This window comes from Lichenihabitans psoromatis (assembly GCF_004323635.1).
Lineage (GTDB): Bacteria > Pseudomonadota > Alphaproteobacteria > Rhizobiales > Beijerinckiaceae > Lichenihabitans > Lichenihabitans psoromatis.
Genome location: NZ_CP036515.1, coordinates 3,204,885 through 3,228,806, shown reverse-complemented (window position 1 = coordinate 3,228,806; position 23,922 = coordinate 3,204,885). Strand labels below are relative to the sequence as shown.

General features: G+C 61.4%; 18 protein-coding genes and 2 tRNA genes. 12 read left to right on the top strand and 8 right to left on the bottom strand.

All coding sequences use genetic code 11. The features are described 5' to 3' along the window. The first annotated feature begins 19 nt into the window (after positions 1–19). The gene (locus EY713_RS14965; protein WP_131116121.1) at positions 20–1,090 is read left to right on the top strand and encodes an LLM class flavin-dependent oxidoreductase; all 1,071 of its coding nucleotides are present in this window, start codon (positions 20–22) and stop codon (positions 1,088–1,090) included. Here EY713_RS14965 and EY713_RS14960 read toward each other — a convergent pair. Beyond that, positions 1,056–2,393: an MFS transporter gene (locus EY713_RS14960; RefSeq protein WP_131116119.1), complete on the bottom strand. Its 1,338-nt coding sequence runs from the start codon at positions 2,391–2,393 to the stop codon at positions 1,056–1,058. The two genes, EY713_RS14965 and EY713_RS14960, sit on opposite strands and share 35 nt — an antisense overlap. Positions 2,394–2,562: 169 nt before the next feature. Between EY713_RS14960 and cyoA the strand changes: the two genes are divergently transcribed. From cyoA to EY713_RS14925, 7 genes are read left to right on the top strand one after another with little or no spacing between them, the layout of a single operon-like run. Continuing rightward, complete coding sequence (cyoA, locus tag EY713_RS14955; RefSeq protein WP_131116117.1) at positions 2,563–3,753, top strand: ubiquinol oxidase subunit II; 1,191 nt, start codon at positions 2,563–2,565, stop codon at positions 3,751–3,753. A gap of 37 nt (positions 3,754–3,790) precedes the next feature. Further along, entirely contained in the window at positions 3,791–5,791 is a 2,001-nt protein-coding gene (gene cyoB / locus EY713_RS14950; RefSeq protein ID WP_131116115.1) for a cytochrome o ubiquinol oxidase subunit I, read from the top strand. Between the two features lie 5 nt (positions 5,792–5,796). Continuing rightward, on the top strand, positions 5,797–6,426 hold the full coding sequence (cyoC, locus tag EY713_RS14945; RefSeq protein ID WP_131116113.1) for a cytochrome o ubiquinol oxidase subunit III: 630 nt from the start codon (positions 5,797–5,799) through the stop codon (positions 6,424–6,426). Then, complete coding sequence (gene cyoD / locus EY713_RS14940; protein ID WP_131116111.1) at positions 6,426–6,809, top strand: cytochrome o ubiquinol oxidase subunit IV; 384 nt, start codon at positions 6,426–6,428, stop codon at positions 6,807–6,809. The genes cyoC and cyoD overlap by 1 nt, the downstream gene beginning before the upstream one ends. After that, the gene (locus EY713_RS14935; RefSeq protein ID WP_245572741.1) at positions 6,806–7,654 is read left to right on the top strand and encodes an SURF1 family protein; all 849 of its coding nucleotides are present in this window, start codon (positions 6,806–6,808) and stop codon (positions 7,652–7,654) included. Before cyoD ends, EY713_RS14935 begins: the two co-directional genes overlap by 4 nt. A 26-nt stretch (positions 7,655–7,680) precedes the next feature. Further along, entirely contained in the window at positions 7,681–9,021 is a 1,341-nt protein-coding gene (locus EY713_RS14930; RefSeq protein ID WP_131116109.1) for an ATP-binding protein, read from the top strand. Beyond that, on the top strand, positions 9,011–9,544 hold the full coding sequence (locus EY713_RS14925; protein WP_131116107.1) for a response regulator transcription factor: 534 nt from the start codon (positions 9,011–9,013) through the stop codon (positions 9,542–9,544). The genes EY713_RS14930 and EY713_RS14925 overlap by 11 nt, the downstream gene beginning before the upstream one ends. Before the next feature lie 215 nt (positions 9,545–9,759). Here the strand turns inward: EY713_RS14925 and EY713_RS14920 are convergent. After that, positions 9,760–9,836, bottom strand: a tRNA-Pro gene (locus tag EY713_RS14920). 202 nt (positions 9,837–10,038) lie between these two features. Here EY713_RS14920 and EY713_RS14915 point away from each other — a divergent pair. Next, a tRNA-Gln gene (locus tag EY713_RS14915) sits at positions 10,039–10,113 on the top strand. Between the two features lie 47 nt (positions 10,114–10,160). Here the strand turns inward: EY713_RS14915 and EY713_RS14910 are convergent. From EY713_RS14910 to EY713_RS14885, 6 genes are all read right to left on the bottom strand, one after another. Further along, the gene (locus tag EY713_RS14910) at positions 10,161–11,165 is read right to left on the bottom strand and encodes an SDR family oxidoreductase (RefSeq protein WP_131116105.1); all 1,005 of its coding nucleotides are present in this window, start codon (positions 11,163–11,165) and stop codon (positions 10,161–10,163) included. A 126-nt stretch (positions 11,166–11,291) separates the two neighbouring features. After that, complete coding sequence (locus tag EY713_RS14905) at positions 11,292–12,875, bottom strand: acetolactate synthase large subunit (protein WP_131116103.1); 1,584 nt, start codon at positions 12,873–12,875, stop codon at positions 11,292–11,294. 40 nt (positions 12,876–12,915) lie between these two features. Continuing rightward, entirely contained in the window at positions 12,916–15,027 is a 2,112-nt protein-coding gene (locus tag EY713_RS14900; protein ID WP_131116101.1) for an FUSC family protein, read from the bottom strand. A gap of 113 nt (positions 15,028–15,140) precedes the next feature. Then, a complete protein-coding gene (locus tag EY713_RS14895; RefSeq protein ID WP_131116099.1) occupies positions 15,141–15,887 on the bottom strand; it encodes a phosphatase PAP2 family protein in 747 nt (248 codons plus the stop codon). Positions 15,888–15,931: 44 nt separating this feature from the next. Then, positions 15,932–18,133 (bottom strand): amylo-alpha-1,6-glucosidase, encoded by a 2,202-nt coding sequence (locus EY713_RS14890; protein WP_131116097.1) that lies wholly within the window; start codon positions 18,131–18,133, stop codon positions 15,932–15,934. Next, on the bottom strand, positions 18,130–19,269 hold the full coding sequence (locus EY713_RS14885) for a glycosyltransferase family 4 protein (RefSeq protein ID WP_131116095.1): 1,140 nt from the start codon (positions 19,267–19,269) through the stop codon (positions 18,130–18,132). Before EY713_RS14885 ends, EY713_RS14890 begins: the two co-directional genes overlap by 4 nt. Before the next feature lie 191 nt (positions 19,270–19,460). Between EY713_RS14885 and otsB the strand changes: the two genes are divergently transcribed. The 3 genes from otsB to EY713_RS14870 are packed head-to-tail and all read left to right on the top strand — an operon-like array spanning position 19,461 to position 23,406. Next, complete coding sequence (gene otsB, locus EY713_RS14880) at positions 19,461–20,207, top strand: trehalose-phosphatase (RefSeq protein ID WP_131116093.1); 747 nt, start codon at positions 19,461–19,463, stop codon at positions 20,205–20,207. Further along, the gene (locus EY713_RS14875; RefSeq protein WP_131116090.1) at positions 20,204–22,006 is read left to right on the top strand and encodes a glycoside hydrolase family 15 protein; all 1,803 of its coding nucleotides are present in this window, start codon (positions 20,204–20,206) and stop codon (positions 22,004–22,006) included. The genes otsB and EY713_RS14875 overlap by 4 nt, the downstream gene beginning before the upstream one ends. After that, positions 21,991–23,406: an alpha,alpha-trehalose-phosphate synthase (UDP-forming) gene (locus EY713_RS14870; RefSeq protein WP_131116088.1), complete on the top strand. Its 1,416-nt coding sequence runs from the start codon at positions 21,991–21,993 to the stop codon at positions 23,404–23,406. Before EY713_RS14875 ends, EY713_RS14870 begins: the two co-directional genes overlap by 16 nt. Positions 23,407–23,922: the final 516 nt, after the last annotated feature.

Here is a 23,922-nt window from a genome sequence, read left to right as displayed (position 1 = left end):
TCACGCGAAGGAGCACGGCATGGGACAGCGACTTGAACTCGGGCTCGATACGTTCGGCGACGTGACGGCCGCCCCGGACGGAACCCTCCTGCCCTACGCCCAGGTGATCCGCAATGTCGTCGCCGAGGCGGTTCTGGCGGACCAGGTCGGGATCGATTTCTTTGGGGTCGGCGAACACCACCGCAGCGACTTCGCGGTCTCGGCGCCGGACGTCGTCTTGGCCGCGATCGCTGGGCAAACGAGCCGCATCAGGCTCGGATCGGCCGTGACGGTGCTGAGCTCGGACGATCCCGTGCGCGTATTCCAGAGATTTTCTACGCTCGATGCGATCTCGAACGGGCGCGCTGAAGTGATCGTCGGGCGCGGCTCTTTCACCGAGTCGTTTCCGCTGTTTGGCTATAAACTCGACCAATATGAAACTTTGTTTGAAGAAAAGCTGGCTCTCTTCGCCGCGCTGATCCGACAGGATGCCGTCACGTGGCGCGGGACGACGCGCGGCGCGCTCGTAGATCAGCGCGTTTATCCGACGCTCGAGAAGGGCTCGCTCAAGACGTGGGTTGGGGTTGGTGGCAGCCCGGCTTCCGTGGTGCGTGCGGCGCAGCACGGCCTGCCCATGATGCTGGCGATCATCGGCGGCAACCCGACGCGCTTCAAACCCTATGTCGATCTTTATGGACAGGCGTTCGGCCAAATGGGGCAGCCGGTTCAGCCGATCGGGGTGCATTCGCCCGGCTATATCGCCGAAACAGACGAGCAGGCGCGCGAAGAGCTTTGGCCGGACTACAAGCGCATGCGCGACCATATCGGCGCTGAACGCGGATGGCCGCCAATGGACCGGTCCGAGTTCGATCAGGAGGCGGATCGCGGCTCCCTCTATGTGGGCTCCCCCGAAACCGTCGCCCGCAAGATCGCCCGGACCGCCAGCGCGCTCGGGCTGTCTCGCTTCGATCTCAAATACAGCGCCGGTCCGCTCACCCACGACAAGCTCATGCGGAACATTGAGCTTTATGGAACGCGTGTCATTCCGCTCGTGCGAACCATCCTCGACGAGGCGCTCAGCGGATCCCGCGCGCTTCGAGTTGGCGGTTGACCGCCAACGCCGCCAAGGTGCAGAGCGCGCCGGACAAGAGATAGGCACCAACCGCCCACAGGCCGAAGCGGCTGTAGAAGCCAAGAGCGACAAGCGGCGCAAAACCGGCACCGAAGAGCCAGGCGAGATCCGACGTCAAGGCAGACCCGGTGTAGCGGTTTTCGCTGGAGAAGTTCGACGCAATCGACCCGGCCGATTGGCCGACCGACAATCCCAGCAACGCGAAGCCGAGGAAAACGAAGGTGGTCTGCCCGGACGCACCGCCGCCGAGCAACATCGGGGTCAGGAAGCTGAACACCGCGATCGCCACAGCACAGGTCCCGATGAGATTGCGGCGACCGATCCGATCCGCCAGTACGCCCGACAGCATCACGGCGAAGGCGCAGACGACGGCACCTTCGAGCTGTAACAACAAGAAGTCGGCCGGTGTGCGGTTTGTAAACAAGCCGATGTAGGACAGCGGAAAGATCGTCACGAGGTGAAACAGGGCAAAGCTCGCCAGCGGAATGAAAGCGCCGAGCAGCAGATCGTAGCCCTGCGACCGCAAGATCGTTGAAACGCGCGCCGGTACGAGATCGCGATTTGCGAGAAGGCGCGCAAATTCTTCCGTGGCGATGAGGCGCAAGCGGGCGAACAAGGCCACGACGTTGATCGTGAAGGCCACGAAGAACGGATAACGCCAGCCCCAGCTCAGGAAGTCGGCCTGGGTCAAGTTAAGCAGGAAGAACGCGAACAGCCCGCTTGCGACGATGAAGCCGAACGGCGCACCGAGCTGCGGCATCATCGCGTACCAGCCGCGCCGGTTGTGGGGGGCATTCAACGCCAGCAGGGACGCCAACCCATCCCAGGCTCCACCAAGGGCGAGGCCTTGTGAAAACCGGAAAATCGACACAAGGACGATCGCCCAAATACCGATGTCATTATAACCGGGCAGGAAACTGATCGCGGCCGTCGATCCACCGAGCAGGAATAGTGCGATCGTCAGCTTCACGCCTCGGCCATGGCGGCGGTCGATCGCCATGAAGATGATGGAGCCGATCGGACGCGCCACGAAGGCGAGGGCGAAGAGCGCGAAGGAATAGAGAGTTCCGGTCAGTCGATCCGTGAACGGAAACATGAGTTCCGGGAACACGAGGACCGAGGCGAGACCGAAGACAAAGAAGTCGAACGATTCCGAGGTGCGACCGATCACCACGCCAATCGCAATCTCACCGGGCGACACATGCGATTCGTCGGACGAAACGAGCCTCGCATCCCGCTCGAGAGCCGAGGACGAGGCCACATTCCCACTACTCGCGGCCATGCCACATTTCCTAACGTGAGTTTCAACGATCGATCGGGCGCCGGTAAGTTTCGGGCCGCGCACCAGATAGAACCTGTGCGCCCGCAGCGTCAAACTGCTGCGCTTGGACAAAACGTCCAATCCCAAATATCAGGTCCCGTAGATAGATCGTGTGCAGCGCAGCAAAAAGATGGTTTGGTCGCCCGTGAAATTACTTCGCATCCTCATGATGCTCCCGCTCTTTAGTTTTCTAGGTGGCTGTAACGCGGTTCTGATGAGCCCGTCCGGCGACGTGGCGATTCAGCAGCGCAACCTGATCATCATCTCGACCTTGCTGATGCTGCTTATCATCCTGCCCGTCATGGTGTTCACGGCCCTCTTCGCGTGGCGCTATCGCGCATCGAACGCCGCCGCCGTCTACGACCCGGAGTGGCATCATTCGACCAAGCTCGAGGTGTTGATCTGGACAGCGCCACTGATGATTATCATCGCGCTGGGTGCTTTGACATGGATCAGCACACATCTGCTCGATCCGTTCAGGCCGATCGGACGCATCAGCGCGACCATACCGGCCTCGGACAAGATCAAGCCGCTGACGGTGGAAGTTGTCGCGCTCGACTGGAAATGGCTGTTCCTCTACCCCGACCAGGGTGTTGCTTCGATCAATGAACTCGCGCTCCCGGTCGACGTGCCGGTGCAGTTCAAGATCACGTCCGCGACAGTGATGAACTCATTCTTCATCCCCGCTCTTGCCGGACAGATCTATGCCATGGCGGGTATGCAGACGCAGCTTCATGCGGTCATCAACGAACCCGGTACTTACGAAGGATTTTCCGCAAACTACAGCGGGGCCGGCTTCTCGCACATGCACTTCAAAATGAACGCCTTGAGCGATCAGGATTTTGGCGCGTGGGTCGAGAAGCTCAAGCAGCAGGGCTCGCCGCTCGATAAGACCGAATATGTCGCGCTGGAAAAGCCTTCCGAAAAAGAACCCGTCCGCTATTTCTCATCGACACAGGCCGGGCTGTATGACGCGATCCTCAATCTCTGCGCCATGCCAGGGAAGATGTGCGTCAACGAGATGATGCAGATCGACGCCAAGGGCGGGGCCGGCAAGGACAGTGAAGCGAATTTCGAGCGGTTGAAATATGACAACCATCGCATGGAGAATGGGGACGAAGCGTCCGGAGCCACCTTCCCGGCCTCGGGTCGCCCGCCGAACTCCAACGTTCAGCCCGAGGGGATGAAGCCTCGTGCATTGTCGCCCATCGTCAACGAAAAGGCGCCTTCGACGGGAGACCAGAATGGTTCAGCGTCCGACATGAACGACATGCCCGGCATGAAACCGGACAGCCCGGCCCCGGTCCAGTTAACGAAGTAATTCACCCACTTACGAACACAACAAACGAACGGATCCCATGTTCGCCAATCTCGATCTTCAGCAGTTGATCTTCGGCAGACTGACGCTCGAAGCCATCCCGCACGAGCCGATCGTGGTCATGACGTTTATCGTCGTGGCTCTCGGCGGCATCGCGGTCGTCGGTGCCCTCACGTATTTCCGCCTCTGGGGATACCTCTGGAGCGAGTGGTTCACGAGTGTCGATCATAAGAAGATCGGCATCATGTATGTGGTCTTGGCCATCGTGATGCTGGTGCGCGGCTTTTCGGACGCGATCTTGATGCGGAGCCAGCAGGCGATTTCGTTCGGGAGCAACGACGGCTATCTGCCGCCGCACCACTATGATCAGGTCTTCACGGCTCACGGCGTCATCATGATCTTCTTCATGGCGATGCCGTTCGTAACTGGTCTGATGAATTTCGTGGTGCCACTTCAGATCGGTGCACGAGACGTGGCATTCCCGTTCCTGAATAACTTCAGCTTCTGGATGACCGCGAGCGGTGCCGTGACGGTTATGCTGTCGCTGTTCATCGGCGAATTCGCACGCACCGGTTGGCTTGCCTACCCGCCGCTCTCCGGCGCGTCCTACAGCCCCGGTGTCGGCGTCGATTATTACATCTGGTCCCTGCAGATCGCCGGTATCGGGACGTTGCTGTCCGGCATCAACCTGATCGCCACCATCGTGAAGATGCGGGCGCCTGGCATGACGATGATGAAGCTGCCGATCTTCACCTGGACGGCGCTTTGCACCAACATTTTGATCGTCGCGGCCTTCCCGGTTCTGACCGCCGTTTTGGCGCTTCTGTCTCTCGATCGTTATGCTGGAACGAACTTCTTCACGAACGACCTCGGCGGCAATCCGATGATGTACGTGAATCTGATTTGGATCTGGGGCCATCCGGAGGTTTACATTCTGATCCTGCCGGCCTTCGGGATCTTCTCGGAAGTCGTGTCGACCTTCTGCGGCAAGCGCCTCTTCGGTTATGCGTCCATGGTCTATGCGACCGTGGTGATCACCATCCTGTCGTATCTCGTCTGGCTCCATCACTTCTTCACGATGGGGTCCGGTGCAAACGTCAATTCGTTCTTCGGCATCACGACGATGATCATCTCGATCCCGACGGGGGCCAAGATCTTCAATTGGCTCTTCACGATGTATCGGGGTCGCATTCGGTTCGAACTGCCGATGATGTGGACTGTCGCCTTCATGCTGACCTTCGTGATCGGCGGCATGACCGGCGTTCTCCTGGCGGTACCCCCGGCCGACTTCATGCTGCACAACAGTCTGTTTCTGGTCGCGCATTTCCACAACGTGATCATCGGCGGCGTCGTGTTCGGCTTGATGGCGGGCGTGACCTACTGGTTCCCGAAAGCCTTCGGCTTCAAGCTCGATCCGTTCTGGGGTCATATGTCGTTTTGGTTCTGGGTCGTCGGTTTCTACGTCGCCTTCATGCCGCTCTATGTGCTCGGCCTAATGGGCGTCACGCGGCGCCTCAGCCATTTCGATGATCCCTCGCTTCAGATCTGGTTCATCATCGCCGCCTTTGGCGCACTTTTGATCCTCGTGGGCATTGTCTCGTTCATCGTGCAGATCGTGGTCAGCATCATGCGCCGTGAAGAGCTTGCGGACCTGACCGGCGATCCGTGGGGCGGCCGGACTCTCGAATGGTCCACGGCTTCTCCGCCGCCCGAATATAACTTCGCGTTCACGCCTCAGGTACATGACCTTGATGCGTGGGCCGACATGAAGAAGCGGGGCTATGTTCGACCCCTGCAGGGCTACAAGGCAATCCACATGCCGCGGAGCACCTGGGCCGGCGTTGTTCTGGCGGCGCTCAGCACCGTCTTCAGCTTCGCGATGATCTGGTACATATGGTGGTTGGCGGTTCTCGCCTTCGTCAGCATCCTCGCGGTCGCGATCCTGCATACCTTCAACTACAATCGGGATTTCTACATCCCGGTCGAAGACGTGGTCCGGGCGGAGAGCCGCCGGACGAAGATTCTCGCAGGGCAGGTGTAAAGGCGATGACCGACGCATCGAGCGCCGTCACCACAGGCGATGAACCGCTGACGTTCTACGTGGCAGAAGAGCATGGGCACGCCGAAGGCGGCACCATGCTCGGCTTCTGGATCTATCTGATGAGCGATTGTCTCATCTTTGCGGTCCTCTTTGCGACCTACGGGGTCCTTGGTCGCAATTATGCGGCTGGGCCGTCGCCGGCGGATCTCTTCGATTTGTCGACCGTCGCGCTCAACACTTCAATGTTGCTGCTGTCGTCGATCACCTACGGGTTCGCCATGCTGGCCATGGAGAAGCAGCAGCAGCGCACGACGCTGATGTGGCTGGCGATCACCGGATTGTTTGGCGCAGCGTTCGTTGGCCTCGAGGTCAACGAGTTCATCCACCTCATCCATGAGGGTGCGGGACCGCAGCGCAGTGCCTTCCTGTCGTCTTTCTTCACCCTTGTTGGCACGCACGGTATCCACGTCTCGCTCGGCATCATCTGGCTGATCGTCTTGATGGTCCAGGTTGGTCAACGCGGTCTCGTGCCTGAGAATAAGCGCCGTCTGATGTGCCTGAGCATGTTCTGGCATTTCCTCGACGTGATCTGGATCGGCGTATTTTCGTTCGTCTACCTCCTGAGTGTGCTTTGATGACCGCGAATAATGCCGTTCATGTCGAGGTTCTCCCGGACCACCACGAAGCCGGGCATGGGTCCCTCAATGGTTATCTGACCGGGTTTGTCCTTTCGGTCATCCTCACGGCCATTCCGTTCTGGCTGGTGATGGGGCATGTCTTCGACGATACGCGGATCACGGCTTTCGCGGTTATGGGTTTGGCGGCCGTTCAGATCGTGGTCCACATGGTCTATTTCCTTCATATGAACACGAAGTCTGAGGGCGGCTGGACCATGTTGGCTTTGATCTTCACAATGGTTTTGCTGGTCATAACATTATCGGGCTCCATCTGGGTCATGTACCATCTCAACAGCAACATGATGCCCATGTCGGTCCACGACATGCGCAACATGCCGTGACACGCAACCGAAGTGACGCGCCGGTGGTGGCGGGCGCGGATCTCGCCGCGCCCTCACCACGCTCGCTTTGGTCCTTGGCTTTGATCGGGGCATTTGCACTCTTCACGATCGCGGTTCTGTCAGCACTTGGGGTTTGGCAACTATACCGGTTACAATGGAAGCTTGACCTGATCGCCCGGGTCAATGAGCGGGTTCACGCAGCGCCCCTCGCCGCGCCGGGGCTGGGATCGTGGTCCGGCATCACGGCTGAGGCAGATGAATATCGGCATCTGCGCCTTGATGGTCGCTTCGACAATGGTCGCGAAACATTCGTTCAAGCCGTCACGGCGCTCGGCCCAGGCTTTTGGGTGCTGACGCCCTTCGAGCTGCACTCGGGCGGGACCGTATTGGTCAATCGGGGCTTCGTGCCGCCAGAGCGTCGTGACCGAGAGACGCGGCGGGACAGTGAAGTGACCGGGGCCACCACCGTGACGGGCCTGCTGCGGATGACGGAACCGGGCGGCGGCTTCCTTCGTCACAACGATCCGACGAACGGACGCTGGTACTCCCGCGACGTCGGTGCGATCGCGGCCGAGATCGGCCTCGATGACGTTGTGCCTTATTTCGTCGATGCGGATTTCGATCCGAAGGTTGGCAAATATCCGGTGGGCGGGCTCACCGTCATATCATTCCCGAACAATCATCTGGTCTATGCGCTCACTTGGTTCGGGCTCGCGGCCATGCTGGCTGGAGCGGTCGTCTGGCTCGCGCGTGACGAGCTTCGGCTGCGTCACATCACATCATCCGCTGACCGTGTCTCTGGCCATCGCACCGGCCCTGGCGGAACACCGGTCAATCTCTCGTGACATGGCGCGTCCCTCGGGGCCAAGACATGCTCGAACGTCTGCTCGGACCGTCGCTTGCGTCGTATGACCCGTCTGGCGCTCCGCCGAACGCCGACATGGCCGGACGCAAAAACCTCTTCTTGTTGATCCAGCTTCGCTGGATTGCGGTCATCGGCCAGATCGCCACGATCGCTGCTGTGCATTACGGGCTTGGGATCTCGCTGCCGTTTGGTGGCATGGCCGCAGTGCTGGCGGCGCTGGTGACGCTGAACATCGCCAGCTTGCTCAGGCTCTGGACACGATCGAGCGTCAGCAATTCTGAATTGTTCGTCGCGGTCGTGTTCGATGTCGCGGCCCTCACGGCGCAACTCTACCTCAGCGGCGGCGCTACGAACCCGTTCACCTTCCTCTATCTGCTGCAGGTCACGATCGGGGCCGTGCTTCTCGATGCCTGGTCGACCTGGGTTGTGGTGGCGCTCGCGACCCTCTGCTTTGCCGGCCTAACCTTCCTGTACAGACCGCTGGATCTGCTCGATCACCATGTCGAGGCGCTGTTCAGCATGCATATTGACGGAATGCTGATTTGTTTCATGCTCGACGCGGCGCTGCTGGTCGTGTTCGTGACCCGGATCAACTTCAATCTGCGTGAGCGCGACGCGCGGCTGGCCGACCTTCGACAACAGGCCGCTGAAGAACATCACATTGTCAGAATGGGGTTGCTCGCATCTGGCGCAGCGCATGAACTCGGCACGCCGCTCGCGACTTTGTCGGTGATCCTGGGCGACTGGCGCCGTATGCCGCGCCTGATTGCCGATCCGGATCTGGCCGACGATATCAATGCCATGCAGGCTGAACTTCAGCGCTGCAAAGCAATCGTGACCGGTATCCTGGTTTCAGCGGGTGAGACCCGAGGGGAATCGGCGGGCGTCACGACCGTGCATACATTCCTCAACGACCTTGTCGTTGACTGGCGGGCAGCACGGTCGGCCACAAATCTTTCCTACGACAATGCCTTCGGCTCGGATGTTCCGATCGTCTCGGACACGGCGCTCAAGCAGGTGATCTTCAATGTTCTCGACAATGCCTTCGAGGCTTCACCGCCCTGGGTGGGCTTTTCGGCGACGCGCGTCGATGACATGTTGGTCTTATCGGTAACGGACGTCGGACCGGGCTTTCCGGAAGACATGATGGCGCAGATCGGGAAACCCTATCAGAGCACCAAGGGTCGCCGCGGCGGCGGTCTCGGCCTATTCTTGGTCGTGAACGTCGTTCGAAAGCTTGGTGGCCGGGTCCAATTCCGCAATCGGCAAGACGGCGGCGCCGTTGTGACCCTGGCGCTCCCGCTTGCGGCGCTGGAGCTTGAAACGCGGAGGCTTGATGCCGCCTGACCGCCTTCTCGTTGTCGTTGACGACGACGAAGCTTTCGCAAAGACTTTAAAGCGCTCGTTCGAGCGCCGCGAGTATGAGGTCGTGGTCGCGCCGACGATCGACGCGGTCAACACCTTGCTGCAAACACGCTCGCCCGGTTATGCGGTCGTCGATCTCAAGCTCGCAGGAGCCTCGGGCCTTGCCTGTCTCGAAGCGCTGCACGAACACGATCCCGAGATGCTGATCGTTGTCCTGACGGGTTTCGCCAGCATCGCGACAGCGGTCGAGGCCATCAAGCTGGGGGCCTGTCACTATCTCGCCAAGCCGTCCAACACCGACGATATCGAGGCCGCGTTCGGCAAGGCCGCAGGCAACACCGACGTGCCGCTGACGGAGCGTCCAACCTCGATCAAGACGCTCGAGTGGGAGCGCATTCATGAAATGCTGGCCGCGACCGATTTCAACATATCCGAGGCCGCCCGTCGCCTCGGGATGCATCGACGAACGCTGGCCCGCAAACTGGAAAAACGACAGGTCAAGTAAACTGCCGCGCGGCCCAGCCTTTCGCTCGCGCAATCCCCTCTGCCTGCGCGGCACTCCGTCGCGTCTGACGGACCCGCTCTATCGGGGCGACAATCCGCTGCACGGCGAGGAGCCGCACGGATCAAATTCAGGATTTGAAAGCGTGAGACTGCAAGAGAAAGACGCGAAAGGCCGCCCGAAGGCGGCCTTTGCAACATTGATCTCAACAAGAAATCTGGTCGGAGTGATAGGATTCGAACCTACGACCCCCTCGTCCCGAACGAGGTGCGCTACCAGGCTGCGCTACACTCCGACAGTCGGCGATGCACATGTGCTGCACCGACGAAGGTTCGTATAGCCGCCCTCAACAGATCCGGCAAGCGGGCCAGCGTCGAAAGATGGGGGTTTCGATGCGGATCCGCATTTAGTTTGAGGGGCTGACGAGGGCCCTTGCGGCGCAGGATCGTTACACCTATGGTCGCGCCGCGATCGACCCTCAGGGGCTTCGGTCTTGATGGGGCGTAGCCAAGTGGTAAGGCAGCGGATTTTGATTCCGCCATCCCCTGGTTCGAATCCAGGCGCCCCAGCCAGTATTACCCAACGCGCGTTTTGGACGACCGAGCGATGCCGTTCGGTATCAAGGTTGTCCGCTTCCGCCTGCGGCGCCGTAGATCTGCCCGTTGGCATAGCTCGCATCTGTCATGGCAAGCTGGACGTAAATGCCGCCGAGTTCGGCCGGCTGACCCGCCCGTCCAAGTGGCGTCATCATGCCGAACGTTTGGAGCTTATCCTGCGAGGCCCCGCCGCTGACCTGAAGCGGCGTCCAGATCGGGCCTGGCGCCACACCGTTCACCCGGATGCCTTTCGGCCCCAACTGCTTGGCCAGCGACTTCACGAAGTTCATCGTCGCGGCTTTGGTTTGCGCATAATCATAGAGGTCCGGCGTCGGATCATAGGCTTGTTCCGACGTTGTCGCGATGATGCATGATCCGGGCTGAAGGTGGGGCAACGCCGCCTTGATGATCCAAAACGGCGCGTAGATGTTGGTCTTCATCGTCCAGTCGAACTGCTCGGTCGAAATATCCAGGATCGAGGCATGCGCCTGCTGACGCCCCGCATTGCTGACCACGATGTCGAGGCCGCCAAGGCCATTGACCGCATCGGCAACGAGCCGCTGACAGAAGGCCTCGTCCCGCAAATCCCCTGGAATCGCGAGCCCGATCCTTCCTTCGGCTTTAATGAGAGCGATCACCTCTCGGGCATCGGGCTCCTCCTCGGGGAGGTAGTTGATGGCGACATCCGCGCCCTCACGCGCAAATGCGATCGCGGCGGCGCGGCCCATCCCGCTATCGCCGCCCGTGATCATCGCCTTGCGACCGGCGAGACGCCCCGAGCCCCGGTAGCTCTTTTCGCCATGATCCGGCACGGGATCCATCTTGCTGGCCAGTCCGGGCCAGGGCTGGGATTGCTTGTTGTAGGGCGGCTGCGGATATTTGGTCCTTGGATCCTCCAGAGGCCTCGGCGCAGGCGCGGTTGAGCTTTGTGCGGCCGCCGGCACAGCAGCCGCGACGGCCGCGAGACCGAGGCCGGCACCTCCGACGATCTGACGCCGCGAGAGAGAGACATTTTTGGGATCGGACATGACACTTCCTTGTGGCAGCGGACGCGACGGTCCGGAACGACAAGGAAACTCGGTCGGGGAACGGGAGGTCCTGCGGCACTCGGTCCGGTGGAGCGGACGCGCGTCGCCTCGATCGGCACGCGGCGCTCAGCTTGGCTCGAGCACCGCTTCGATCAGGAATGGTCCGGGCCGGGTCATCGCGGCTGTGAAGAGTGCGTCGAATGCTGCGGGGGTTGTCGCGCGTGCCGCGTCGACGCCGAGTCCCTTGGCCAACGACACCCAATCGAGAGCGGGATCGTCGAGGTTGAGCATTCGCGCCGCGTTGCGGCCAATCGCGTTCACGCCGACATTCGCCATCTCGCCGTGCAGGATCGCATAAGCCCGATTGGAGAAGATGACGGTCAGCACATCGAGCCCTTCGCGAGCCTGGGTCCACAGGCCCTGCACCGTGTACATGCCACTTCCATCAGCTTGCAAACCAATGACCTTGCGGCCTGGACTTGCGACGGCCGCGCCCGCCGCGAGCGGAATGCCGATGCCGATCGCACCACCCGTCAATTGCAGATAATCATAAGGTGCGGCCGCCTGAGAATGAGCGAAAAACGAGAAGCCCGCCGTGAGCGACTCGTCGCAGACCACCGCCCCCTCGGGCATGCGGCGCGCCACGATCCGACAGACCGTCTCTCCATCGAGCGGACCGGTCGGTGAGGCCGATGTTTCGCTCAGCTGCGGAGCTGAAGCGGCGGATGCGGTCGTTCGCGAGGCGCCGATGTCTTCGGCCAAGGCCTGCAGGATCGCCGCAAGATCATGGTGCGGTCCGGCGACCTGAACGACCCTGCAGCCCTCGGCGATAAGACGGCTCGGCTTGCCCGGGTAGCCGAAAAACGCCACTGGCACGCTGGCGCCGATGAGAATCAAGGTCTCATAGTCGGCGAGCTGCGCCAGTGACGCGTCGATCTTGTACAAGACCTTCGCGACGGGGACGCGGCCCCTGCCCCGCTCGATCCGCGCATTGAACATCTCGGCCAGAAGCGTCGCGCCTGTCGCGGCCGCAATCCGACCAGCCCATTCGAGCGCGGGTGAGCGCAGGGCCTGGCCGCCGAGCAAGAGACCGATCCGCCCACCCGATCGCAGCGACTGGACGCCGGCCTCGATCGCCGAACGCTCGGGCAACGCACGCGTGGCTTGCGGCGCGATCGGGACCGGGCGGGGCTCTCCGCCGCTCGATCCTCCCACATCGCTCCACGCCACATCGGCCGGCAGGATCAGGGTCGACACGCCGGGCGTTTGCCGGGCCTGCGAAATGGCCTCAGCAGTCATCTGCCCGACATCGTCGCCCAGCGCGATGCGGCCGACCCAGTTCGACATGGGCCGCGCGAGCGATTCGATATCGCTCGTGAGAGGAGCGTCATATTGGAGATGGTGGGTCGCGTGGTCACCGACGATATTGACCACCGGTGACCGGGCGCGTTTCGCGTTATGCAGATTGGCCAAGCCGTTGGCGAGCCCCGGGCCGAGATGCAGCAGCGTCGCGGCCGGCTTGTCGGCCATGCGGCTGTACCCATCCGCAGCCGCTGTCACGACACCCTCAAACAATCCGAGAATGCAGCGCATCTGTGGGCGGCGATCCAGGGCGGCAACGAAGTGCATCTCGGACGTGCCAGGATTGGCGAAGCAGACGTCGACCCCGTTGGCCAGCAGGGTGTCGCCCAGAACATCAGCACCGTTCATCCTATCGTGTCCTTCCAAATCGCTATCGGCCGGCGCCGGTTCATAGTGGAGGCTGTGGCGCCTCGTCTCCTCGCGTTGCGAGATCGCTGCTCAACACGTCAATGCCGCGCCGCACCCGTTGCAACGTACTCGACGCCGGCGCGTCCGGAGCGGGACGAGACGGAGATCGGCCGTCGGCCAGCGCCGTGAAGGCTTCATCGAGCCAAGTCTGCCACTCTGCCCGGCCGGGTCCCGATAAGATCGGCTGGATCGAGGTATCATGCGGGGTTGCCAACAGCGCCGCGCCGAGCCGCCGCAAAATTGCATCCGCCGCGATGATCTTTTCTAGTCCGACGCGCTTGCCACGCCCCGGTTCCTGCAGCGCGCGTGACAGCGAAGCTTCGAGATTGCTGTTGGCCAGCCCAGCAGCGCGGCGAGCCGCCTCAGTGCCCTCGGCGCGGCTCGTGCCGGGGTTGCCCAAGACCGCGACCGCAAGGCGAGCATAGGCCAGAAATGTCTCGCGTAACTCGCGCCGGAGGCGAAACGGCTCCCAACTCGGCCAGAGCAGCATACAGGCCGCGACCGCGACGATGCCGCCGACGAGCGTGTAGAAGATGCGCATGCCGGCCACCACGAAGGCGCTGTGGCCCGGTTCGACAATGTCGAACAGCAGAACGATCAAAGGCGTCAGGCAGGCAATGTAGGCCCCGTAGCTGACCTGACGAACCGAAAACCCGATGACCGCCAGCGGAAAGAGGAGCGCACCGACGACGATCGGCGTTTGCGGAAAGAAGGCGAGCGCGCCGCCGATGGCCGCGCCCAGCACCGTGCCGCCGATCCGCTCCAATGCCCGTTGCCATGTCGCGGCAAAGAACGGCTGCATGGTCAGAGCCAGCGTGATGGTCAGCCAATGCGAATAGGGCGTCCACCAGTGCAGCGTGATCGCGATCGCCGGAACAACGATAACAGTGGCCCTGACGGCGTGGCGAAGAATGGCGGACCGCCAGGTGAGTTCGTCGCGAAGAGGACCCCAAATGCGCGTGCGCCACACGCCGCCGTCCGGCGGAGCCGGATGAGCCGTCGGAGCGGGCTTCTCCAACCCTTCGACGACCCGAAGCGTGATCCGAAGCCGATCCACAATGGCACCGATCAGGCTGTTGAGTTGCTCCGAACCGAGTGCCTCTTCGGCCATGCGATCGAGCGATTGCCGCAGCCGCGTGATGTCGGGACGGTGATCGGCTCCGAGGATCAGCAGGATCGGGCGAAGCCGACGTAACATGCGCTCGGCATGGGCATGGACACCCGGCGCGGTCGCAGTTTCGAGCAGTTCGGAGAGGATGATCAGTTCGCCGAACAGCTGATCGGCAGCCTCCAGCAACAAGAGAGCCTGGGTTCCTCTGCCCGACACGAGCCCCCGCCGCCGGACCGATGTCGAAACGATCGACCGCGCTTCCTCGATATGGGCCCGCACCGCGCGCCGATGGCCGCGCGCATGATCATCCCAATCGGCTTGCGACGTGCCCGGGCGAAGCAGCATGTCACGGAGGTCGGCCGCGAGCGCCGCCTGGGCCGACCAGACGGCCGCAACGGCCTGGATGGCCGGTCGATCCGGCTGGATGCGCCAGATCAAGACGGTGAGCAGGCAAGCCCAGAGGCCGCCTACGCCGAAATACAGGAAAAACGACAGCGCTTTGTCGGGCGTCAGCGGCGCGTCGATCGCAAGCGCCAGGACCACGATGAGAACGTTGCCGATCGTCTGCGCCCTCAGTCCCCAGGCCCGCGCCATGCTGAACAGGAAGGCGGCGAGGCCGGCGCAGGGGATCACGACCCCAATCCCCGCCGCGCGAAGAAGACCGAAGATCGCCCATGTCGCGGCGCCGAGGGCCGTGAAGGTCAACAACATCGGGAGCCGCTGCCGAAGCGAGCCGCCGATGTCGCAGAAACAGGTGATCATGGCACCGACGGCAGCGATCAGCAGCGCCTGCGACCCAATCCATTGATTGAGAGCGAGGAAGACGGCAGAGGCCAGCGCGGCACGCACTCCTTCAAGGACGCTGATGCCGGATAAATCGAGCCCGATCGGGAGTTTATAGAGGTTGGCGCCCGGTCGGCGGTTGGTGCCGCGCCGACCTTGCCGCGACGCATGCACAGGGAGGGGAGAATTCTGCGGCAAGGCAAGCCCTTGAGACAGGACGACCCGAGCCCTACCCGATGTCGCCGCGCGGTTTCGAGTCACGCAATCGCGAGCCGTTGCGAGCCCTTATGATAGTGGCTTCCGTGGCCTCATCAATGTCGGCTGTCACTCACGGTCGCGATCGAGCCAGCCGGGCCATCCATTTTGGTCGGTATTCCAGTTTCCGGCCTCGGCATCAGCGAGACGATCGCCCAGGCGCAGACCGCGCCAAGCAGCGTTCCGGCCAACATATCGCCGACGAAATGATAATCGGCGCCGAACAGGCCGATCGCCACCAAGCCGATCGGCACGACAGTGACCCACCACCATCGTCGGAGAGCCGGCTGTATTGCAACCATGGGAGCCGTGATGGCTGTCATGTGGCCGGACGGAAAAGACGCCCATCCGGTGCCGCCATGGAACGGGAAAAAACCGTAGGCCCCGGTGCCGATCAGCGACGGGTTGTTGTTGATCCAGGTTTCCGGCCACAACCGCCCGAAGACGAATTTCCCCTGATCCTTGATCATCACGGCGACCAAGAGCGCCACGCAAGCCTGCAGAATGACCCAGCCGATTGGACCCGGTCGTCGACCCGAAAGTGCCGCGATGCCCAGCACCAGAAAGCCGATCGACGCAGCCGGCGGCAGAGGATCGACAAGATGAGTGAGCGCGACGAAAGCCCATATCCCGTGGAAATCCGCATGGGACCAAAAAGCGGCCGGCCGATCGATCAACGAAATCGACAGGATAGTGCCCAAGATTGTCGCGACGGTGAGGATCAGCCTCGTTTGACCAAAGCCGAACGCTCTCGCGTTCGACACGTGGGGTGCAAGCCGCAGTGTATCGCCCGCGTCGCTCATCGAACCCTCGATCCGCCTCGGCGCCGACCCGGCCCCGAGGTGATTTACGACAGATCCATCGACACCTGGATCGCACCGGTGTTGCGGAGGATCCGCAGCGCAACATGCTCGCCGATCCTCCGCAAGGTCACATCGACCTTGGCATCGTCGAAGCCAATGTCACGCAGAGTAATTTCGTCGGCGAAGGACGGCATGCGCGGATTGCGGAACCGGATCGCGCGATCGAACGGGTCGAACTCGAGGCCGAGGCACGCCTGGAGAAGCAGGAACGGCGCTCCGCTGGCCCAAGCCTGCGGTGAACAGGCGACGGGATAGAGCGTCGGTCCGGCGCCACGTCGACGACGAAAGCCGCAAAAAAGCTCCGGCAGCCGGCGCAGGTCCATATAGCTGGCGGCCGCAAACAGGCCTTCAAACACGCGCTCGGCCAGATCGGTGTGGCCGTAACGTGCCATTCCGGCTGCGATCAACGAGTTGTCATGCGGCCAGATCGATCCATCGTGATACGACATCGGATTATATCGCGCCTGACCGGACGCCACGGTGCGGATGCCCCAGCCGGAGAAGAAGTCGGTCGACAGCATGTCATCGGCCACCCGCTTGGCGCGATCTGGACGGGCGATGCCGGACCAGAGAACCTGACCGGCATTGGACGTGCGGACACGACACGGCTTTTTGGCGCCGTCCAGCGCGATCGCATAAGTGCCGAGGTCTTCGCACCAGAATGCAGCATCGAACCGCTCGGCCAGCTCGGTCGCGGCCTTGTCGAGCACATCCGATCGGTCGTGCATCCCTAGGCGACGCGCGCTGGAGGCCGCGAGGCGTTTGGCCAAATAGGCATATCCTTGAACCTCGCATAGCGCGATCGGGCCTTCGGCCAGGGTGCCGTCGGCATGGAAGATCGCATCGAACGAATCCTTCCAGCCCTGGTTCTGCAGCCCGGTGTCCTGAGCGCGGCCATATTCGATGAAACCGTCGTGGTCACGATCACCGGGACCATCCATCCAGGCAAGGGCTTTTTCGATCGCGGGCCACAACTGCCTGACGGTTTCGAGATCGCCCGTTCGTTCGAGGTAGAGACCGGCCAACACGACGAACAGCGGTGTCGCGTCGACGGTGCCATAATACAGACCGAACGGCACTTCACGAAGCACCGCCATCTCGCCGCCGCGCATTTCATGCACGATCTTGCCGGGTTCCGCATCGGACGCATTGTCGACCGTGGTGGCCTGAAAGGCTGCAAGGCGGTCGAGAACACCCTTCGCGACGCCGGGGTCGCACCAGAGCATCTGGATGGCGGTCAAAATCCCGTCTCGGCCGAAGGTGGTCGAGTACCACGGTGTTCCGGCATAGGGATAAGGACCCTGAGCCGTGTCGGTGATCAGCATGAACAGATCGGCCGTGGACCGGCACATCACCTCATTCAAAATGTCGTTCGAGGTATCCACCGTCGCGACATGTCGCGTGACCGCCTTTTGATGGCGGTTCGCCGCCATGAACCCCTTGAAGAAGGTTTCGCTGATCGGTGCATCGAGGCCGTGACATTCGATCGCCAAGAAAAGCGTGGTCGATTGATTGGCGTCGAGCTTCAGGCTGTATTTTCCAGCGCCTTCCACAAGGCTCGCCGGGGCCGGGTCAAGGCAAACCAGCGTGTCGCGCTTCACGTCGTCAAGACCCGTATAGCGATAGCGGACTTTCTGATCTCCCTCGACCGCCTGGGTCGAGACGCCGCGATGAATGCGGCGGCTGCCGCGAACCTCGAACAAATCCGAAAAATCTGCGCCGAAGACGAGCGAGATGGAGAATGCGAGCGGCGCTTCGCCATGATTTGTGACGTGGATCCGCTGGTGCGCAACACCGCCCCACAGGTAGATCGTCCGGACAATGTGGATGGTGTCGCGCTGTAACGCGATCACGCCATCGCGGTAGATGTCGGCGTTGGTGAGATCGACGCTCATCAACACATTGTCGTCGCGGACGGTCGACCCCAGCAGAAGAGGCTGGACGCCGTTGATCAGCAACTCCAGACGCGACAAGAACCGGGTGTCATGATTGAACAAGCCATCCGGCCCACCGGCCGAGGCGCCGATGTCTCCGTGAGCGTCGAAGACCGCGAAACTGTCGCCATGCTTCAATGTGTGACGCGGTCGGGACGATGGCCCGGTCGCGGTGATGTAGAATTGGCCCTGCTCCGGCGCAGGGTCTTTATGTTCGATGTTCGACGTGACCGTTGCGTCGTTTGACATCATTGAAAATCGACCGGGTTACCGAACCGACCACCGCTCGCCGGGACGATCGTATCGATCGACAAATTTGCGGCGCCGCGAAGCGAAGCGGTCCGCTGCGACGCCACTTCGGCATCGATCTGCCGCTGGTAGAGATCGACATAGTCTCGCGCCATTCGGGCCGCTGTGAACCGTTGATCGAACTGGCGCCGGACCGCGCGTCGATCGAGAGCCAGAACCTCGGGGAGCGCCGCGATGGCCTCGGGCACCGTATCGACGATCCGCCCGGTCAAGCCATCATCGATCACCTCGACCACCGACCCGTTACGGAAGGCGAGAATGGGCGTGCCACAGGCCATCGCTTCGATCATCACGAGACCGAAGGGCTCGGGCCAATCGATGGGAAACAGCAATGCTCGCGCCTCGCCGAGGAACTTGGTCTTGCCGCGCTCGTCCACCTCACCGATGAATTCGACATCCGGATGATCTTGGATCAGAGGATGAATGACCTCGCGGAAATACTTCTCATCAGCCTTGTCGACCTTGGCGGCGATCTTCAAGGGAATGCCAAGCGCCTTCGCAATCTCGATGGCACGATCCGGACGCTTCTCCGCCGAAATGCGACCCAGGAATGCGAGGTAGCCACCACGGGGCTCGAAATTCGGCGTGTGAAGATCCGCCGGCAAGCCGTGCAGCACGGTTCCGGCAAAGCCTGCGTCGCTGATCGGCGCACGCTGGGCATTCGAGATCGACACCAAAGGCATTTTCGGGAAGGCCCGGTAGAAGGGCCAGAGATCCGGCAGATCCTGCCGACCGTGAAGGGTCGTGATGGTCTTGTTCTCGATGCCGCGGAACAGCGGGAAGTGGAACAGATCGATATGAAAATGGACGATGTCGAACGCCTGAGTCATTCGACGCACCTTGTCGACCATCATGGTCGTATGCGGAATGTAATCCTTCATGGTCTCGGACAAGCGAATCGCTTCGACCGTGCATGGGATAAGATTGGCGGACGTCATGGAATCGCCGCTCGCAAAGAGAGTCACCTCGTGCCCCTGATTGACGAGTTCCTCAGAAAGCCAAGACACGATGCGTTCGGTGCCGCCATAAAGACGAGGCGGAACACTTTCCATCAGTGGAGCAATCTGAGCGATTTTCATGGAAACACCCCCAACGCAAACACGCATATCGACCCGACGGGCCATGGCTAAAACGTTACCGCAAGATTAATTGTTCCGCGCCGCAACACACGCTAGAGCTCAAGCATTGGGTATAGCGTGCGTTCGAAGGCTCGTGGCTGCCTAAAGTCCGACAATGCCTCTCGCCGCATCAAAATTCAGAGACCCACGCGATGATGCTCGACCGCCCTCTCGATGAAACATGCTTCTTTTTCGACGTGGATGGCTCGTTGATCGACATTGCGCCAAAACCAGACGCCGTCGTGGTTCCGACGACGCTGCTGCGTGATCTTGAAAGCCTCAATCGGGTTGCGAAAGGCGCGGTGGCTCTGGTGAGCGGACGCTCCATCGGACAACTCGATATGCTGTTTCAGCCGGCACGATTCCGCGCCAGCGGCGTGCACGGCGCCGAAATGCGGTTCGACCCTGAGGGGCCCGTGATTCGCTCGGAGGAGGATGCGATCCCGGTCGATGTCTGGTCCGAGGTCGTTGACCTCCTGACGGCTTACCCAGGGACCTTTGCCGAGAACAAGACGTTCAGCTACGCTGTCCATTACAGGGCGTTGCCCGCGTGTGGCATCGCCTTGACGGCAGCGCTCAAGACATTGATCGACCGCCGTCCGGAGGCGCGGCTGAGCCTGATGCCGGGTCATTTCGTCGTCGAAATCAAGCGGGCGACCTTCGACAAGGGGATTGCGATCAAACGTTTTCTTGCGGAGGCGCCATTTGCTGGGCGGCGGCCCGTTTTCATCGGCGACGATGTGACGGATCAGCCCGGATTTGCAGCGGCGCTCGATCAGGACGGTGACGCTTTTTCGGTCGGGGTCCGATTTCCAGGCACGACAGGATCATTTGCAAGTCCGGCCGCCGTGCGCCATTGGGTGGCACGGATCGTCGAAACGGAGAGTTTGCACGCATGAGCACAGCCAAGGCGAGAAATCTCGATTTCGCTCTCATCGGCAATTGTCGCGTGGCCGCCTTGGTGGACACAAATGCGAGGATTGTCTGGTGGTGCACACCACGGTTCGATTCGGATCCGGTGTTTTCCCGCCTCTTGGCCGGGGATGAAGAAAAGGGTTTCTGCGACGTCGTGCTGGCCGACCAGGTCAAAAACGAATCGGCTTACGTGCGGAATACCGCGATCGTCGAAACGATCCTGACCGATTCTCAAGGCGGGGTCGTCAAGGTCACGGATTTCGTGCCGCGCTTCGAGCGTTTCGAGCGGACGTTCCGCCCCTCGCAAATCGTGCGCCGGATCGAACCGATGGCCGGGCTCCCGCGCATCACGATCCGGGTCCGTCCGACTTACGATTACGGTCGCAAGGTCACGGAAATCGCGCATGGATCGAACCACATCCGCTACCTTGGCGGCGACAATGTCGTCCGCCTGACAACCGATGCGCCGTTGTCCTATATCGAGCGGGAGGTCAGCTTCGCGCTGAATCGGCCAGTCACCATGGTGTTCGGGCCAGACGAGCCTTTCCTCTCCGGACTCGAAGCGACGTGCCGCGACTTCCTCGACCGCACCCATGCTCATTGGTTGAATTTCGTTCGGCATCTCGCCTTGCCATATGAATGGCAGACGGCTGTGACGCGCGCCGCCATCACGCTCAAGCTCTGCAGTTTCGAGGAAACCGGCGCCATTATCGCGGCCCATACGACGTCGATCCCGGAGGCGGATGGGTCGACCCGCAATTGGGATTATCGCTATTGCTGGCTCCGCGATGCCTTTTTCGTGGTCCATGCGCTCAACCGTCTGAGCGCGACCGAAACGATGGAATCCTACATCAACTACATCACGGATCTGGCGATCAGCGGTGATAAGCACCTGCAGCCGGTACACAGCATCATCCCTGGCACGCCGCTCGACGAGTGGATTGCGCCGAACCTCGACGGCTTTATGAACAATAAGCCGGTTCGGGTCGGCAACGAGGCTGTGACGCAAGTTCAGCACGATGTGTATGGGAGCGTCGTGCTCGGTGCCACGCAGATGTTCGTGGATGAGCGCCTCCCGAAGCTCGGCGACGAGGCTCTGTTCCGAAGGCTCGAACGGCTCGGTCATCAGGCCGCCAAATTCGCGCTCGAGCCGGATGCCGGCATCTGGGAATATCGCGGGTTCAAACGGGTCCATACCTATTCGGCGGCACTGTGCTGGGCGGCTTGCGACCGGCTCGGACGAATCGCGGACAAGCTCGGCTTGCACAAGGAAGCGGCGCATTGGTCGTCCGAATCCAAGCGATTGCATGCCGCCATCATGGAGCAGGCGTGGGATCCGGTCCGCGGGGCGATCACGGGCGCGTTCGGACAGCCTGAACTCGACGCCAGCAATTTGCTGCTGCCGGAGCTTGGCTTCATCGCCGCGACGGACGAGCGCTTCGTCAAGACCTTGGAATTGACCGGCAAAGAATTGATGCGCGACGGGAAGATCATGCGCTACACCTCGGCGGATGACTTCGGCCTGCCGGAGACCGCCTTTCTGGTCTGCAACTTCTGGTATGTCGATGCGCTCGCGCAGGTCGGGCGGCGCGATGAGGCCCGCGAGCGCTTCAACGACATCCTCTTGCACCGCAACCATTTCGGCATTCTGTCGGAGGATCTGAATGCGGCCACCGGCGAGTTGTGGGGCAACTTCCCCCAGACCTATTCGATGGCGGGCATCATCAATTCGGCCATGCGGCTTTCACAAAGCTGGGAGGACGCTTGGTGTCACGACTTGTAATCGTATCGAACCGTGTCGTCGTTCCGGAACCTGGAAAACCGCCGCCACCTGGCGGTCTTGCGGTCGCTGTCCATGCGGCCCTGAAGGATCGGGAGGGGCTTTGGTTCGGGTGGAGCGGCAGGGTCGACGATGGCCCGAACGTGGAGCCTGTGGTTGCTGTCCGGGACAAGATCACCTATGTGGTGACCGATCTGTCGACGGCCGATTATCAGGAATATTACAACGGCTTCGCCAATCGCGTGCTGTGGCCCATCCTGCATTATCGGGTTGATCTCGCCGAGTTCAACCGCTCGGATCTGACCGGCTATTTGCGCGTCAATGGGCTCTTCGCCGATCAACTCGCCAAGTTGCTCGAGCCGGACGATATCATTTGGGTGCACGACTATCATCTGATCCCGCTCGCGCGGGAGCTGCGGCAGCGCGGGTTCAACAACCCGATCGGTTTCTTTCTCCACATCCCCTGCCCGCCGCCCGATCTCCTCTTCACGATTCCGCGCCAGGAACAGAGCCTCGGCGTGCTGAGCCACTACGACCTCGTCGGCTTTCAGACCGAGAATGATCGCGCCAATTACGGGCGCTACCTTGCCATGTCCAAGGCGACGGTCAGCCGTGATGGTTTGGCCTATTCGGTCGATGGACGGGTGACGCGGATCGGCGCCTTCCCGGTCGGCATCGAAACCCGTGAATATGCCGGTCTCGCGGTCGAGGCAGAGGACTCGCCCTTCGCCCACGAGGTGCGTGACAGCCTGTCCGGCCGCAAACTGTTTCTCGGCGTCGATCGGCTCGACTATTCCAAGGGGATCATCCATCGGCTCGAGGCCTTTGGCCACTTTTTGGAAAACGAGCCCGAATGGTCGAACCGCGTGACGCTGTTACAGATCACGCCGAAGAGCCGGGAGGAAATTCCCGAATATCACGACATGTCGCGGGCCGTGAACGAACTGGTCGGCGGGCTGAACGGTCGTCTCGGGGAGGCCGCCTGGACCCCGGTTCGTTACATCAACCGATCCTATTCACGGCCTGCTCTGGCGGGTATTTTCCGGCAATCGGCTGCCGCTCTCGTGACTCCCTTGCGTGACGGGATGAATCTTGTCGCGAAGGAATTCGTCGCGGCCCAAAACCCGGATGATCCGGGGGTTCTGATCCTCTCGCAATTTGCTGGTGCCGCTGCTGAATTGGACGCAGCCCTCATCGTCAATCCCCATGAGACGGAGGGCATGGCGGCGGCCATGAAGCAGGCGCTGGAGATGCCGCTCGACGAGCGTCGCGATCGGCATGCGCTGATGTATGCCAGCATCGAGAAATACAACATCGACTGGTGGGCCGAGACCTTCCTGGCGAAGCTGGCCGACACCCGGCGCTCCTTCCTGATCGGCCAGCTCCGGTCGTTGTTCAACTGAGGCGAGACCGGTTCCGAGGAATGCTCGGGCCGGTCGCAAAGCGGTTTGCCCGCCGACCCGTTCCCAATTCGCAGCAGATCGACCGAGAGGCAGGCGCGCGAGCGTAAGACGGCCTGTCGACATCCGTCTTTGTTGACCCGCCGATGGCCATCCGCGACGCTCCGAAAAATTGTTTTCGGTAATTATCGCCCGCGCAAACTAATCGCCATAGAACCAAAGGGTTAGCGCCCAAGGCCTTATTTCGAGCTTTTCTGCGACCCATTGACTCGGCTTTTGAGCCGGGAAGCGAGCCTCTGATGCAGAATTGCCACAGGCTAAATTGCGACTTTGAGCCCGTTTTTTACCTGCGTGATTCGAGAGAGTTAGGGCAGTCAAGCTGTCATTTTCGCCGACTCACAGCCGCAACGCGGACATCACTTTGACTCTTTAGTGACGAGGTCTGTTGCGCCGCCAACGGCTGCTGTGTAGTGTTTATAGACCGACTGCGGCATCGCGCTGCCAGTTGGAAATCCTCAA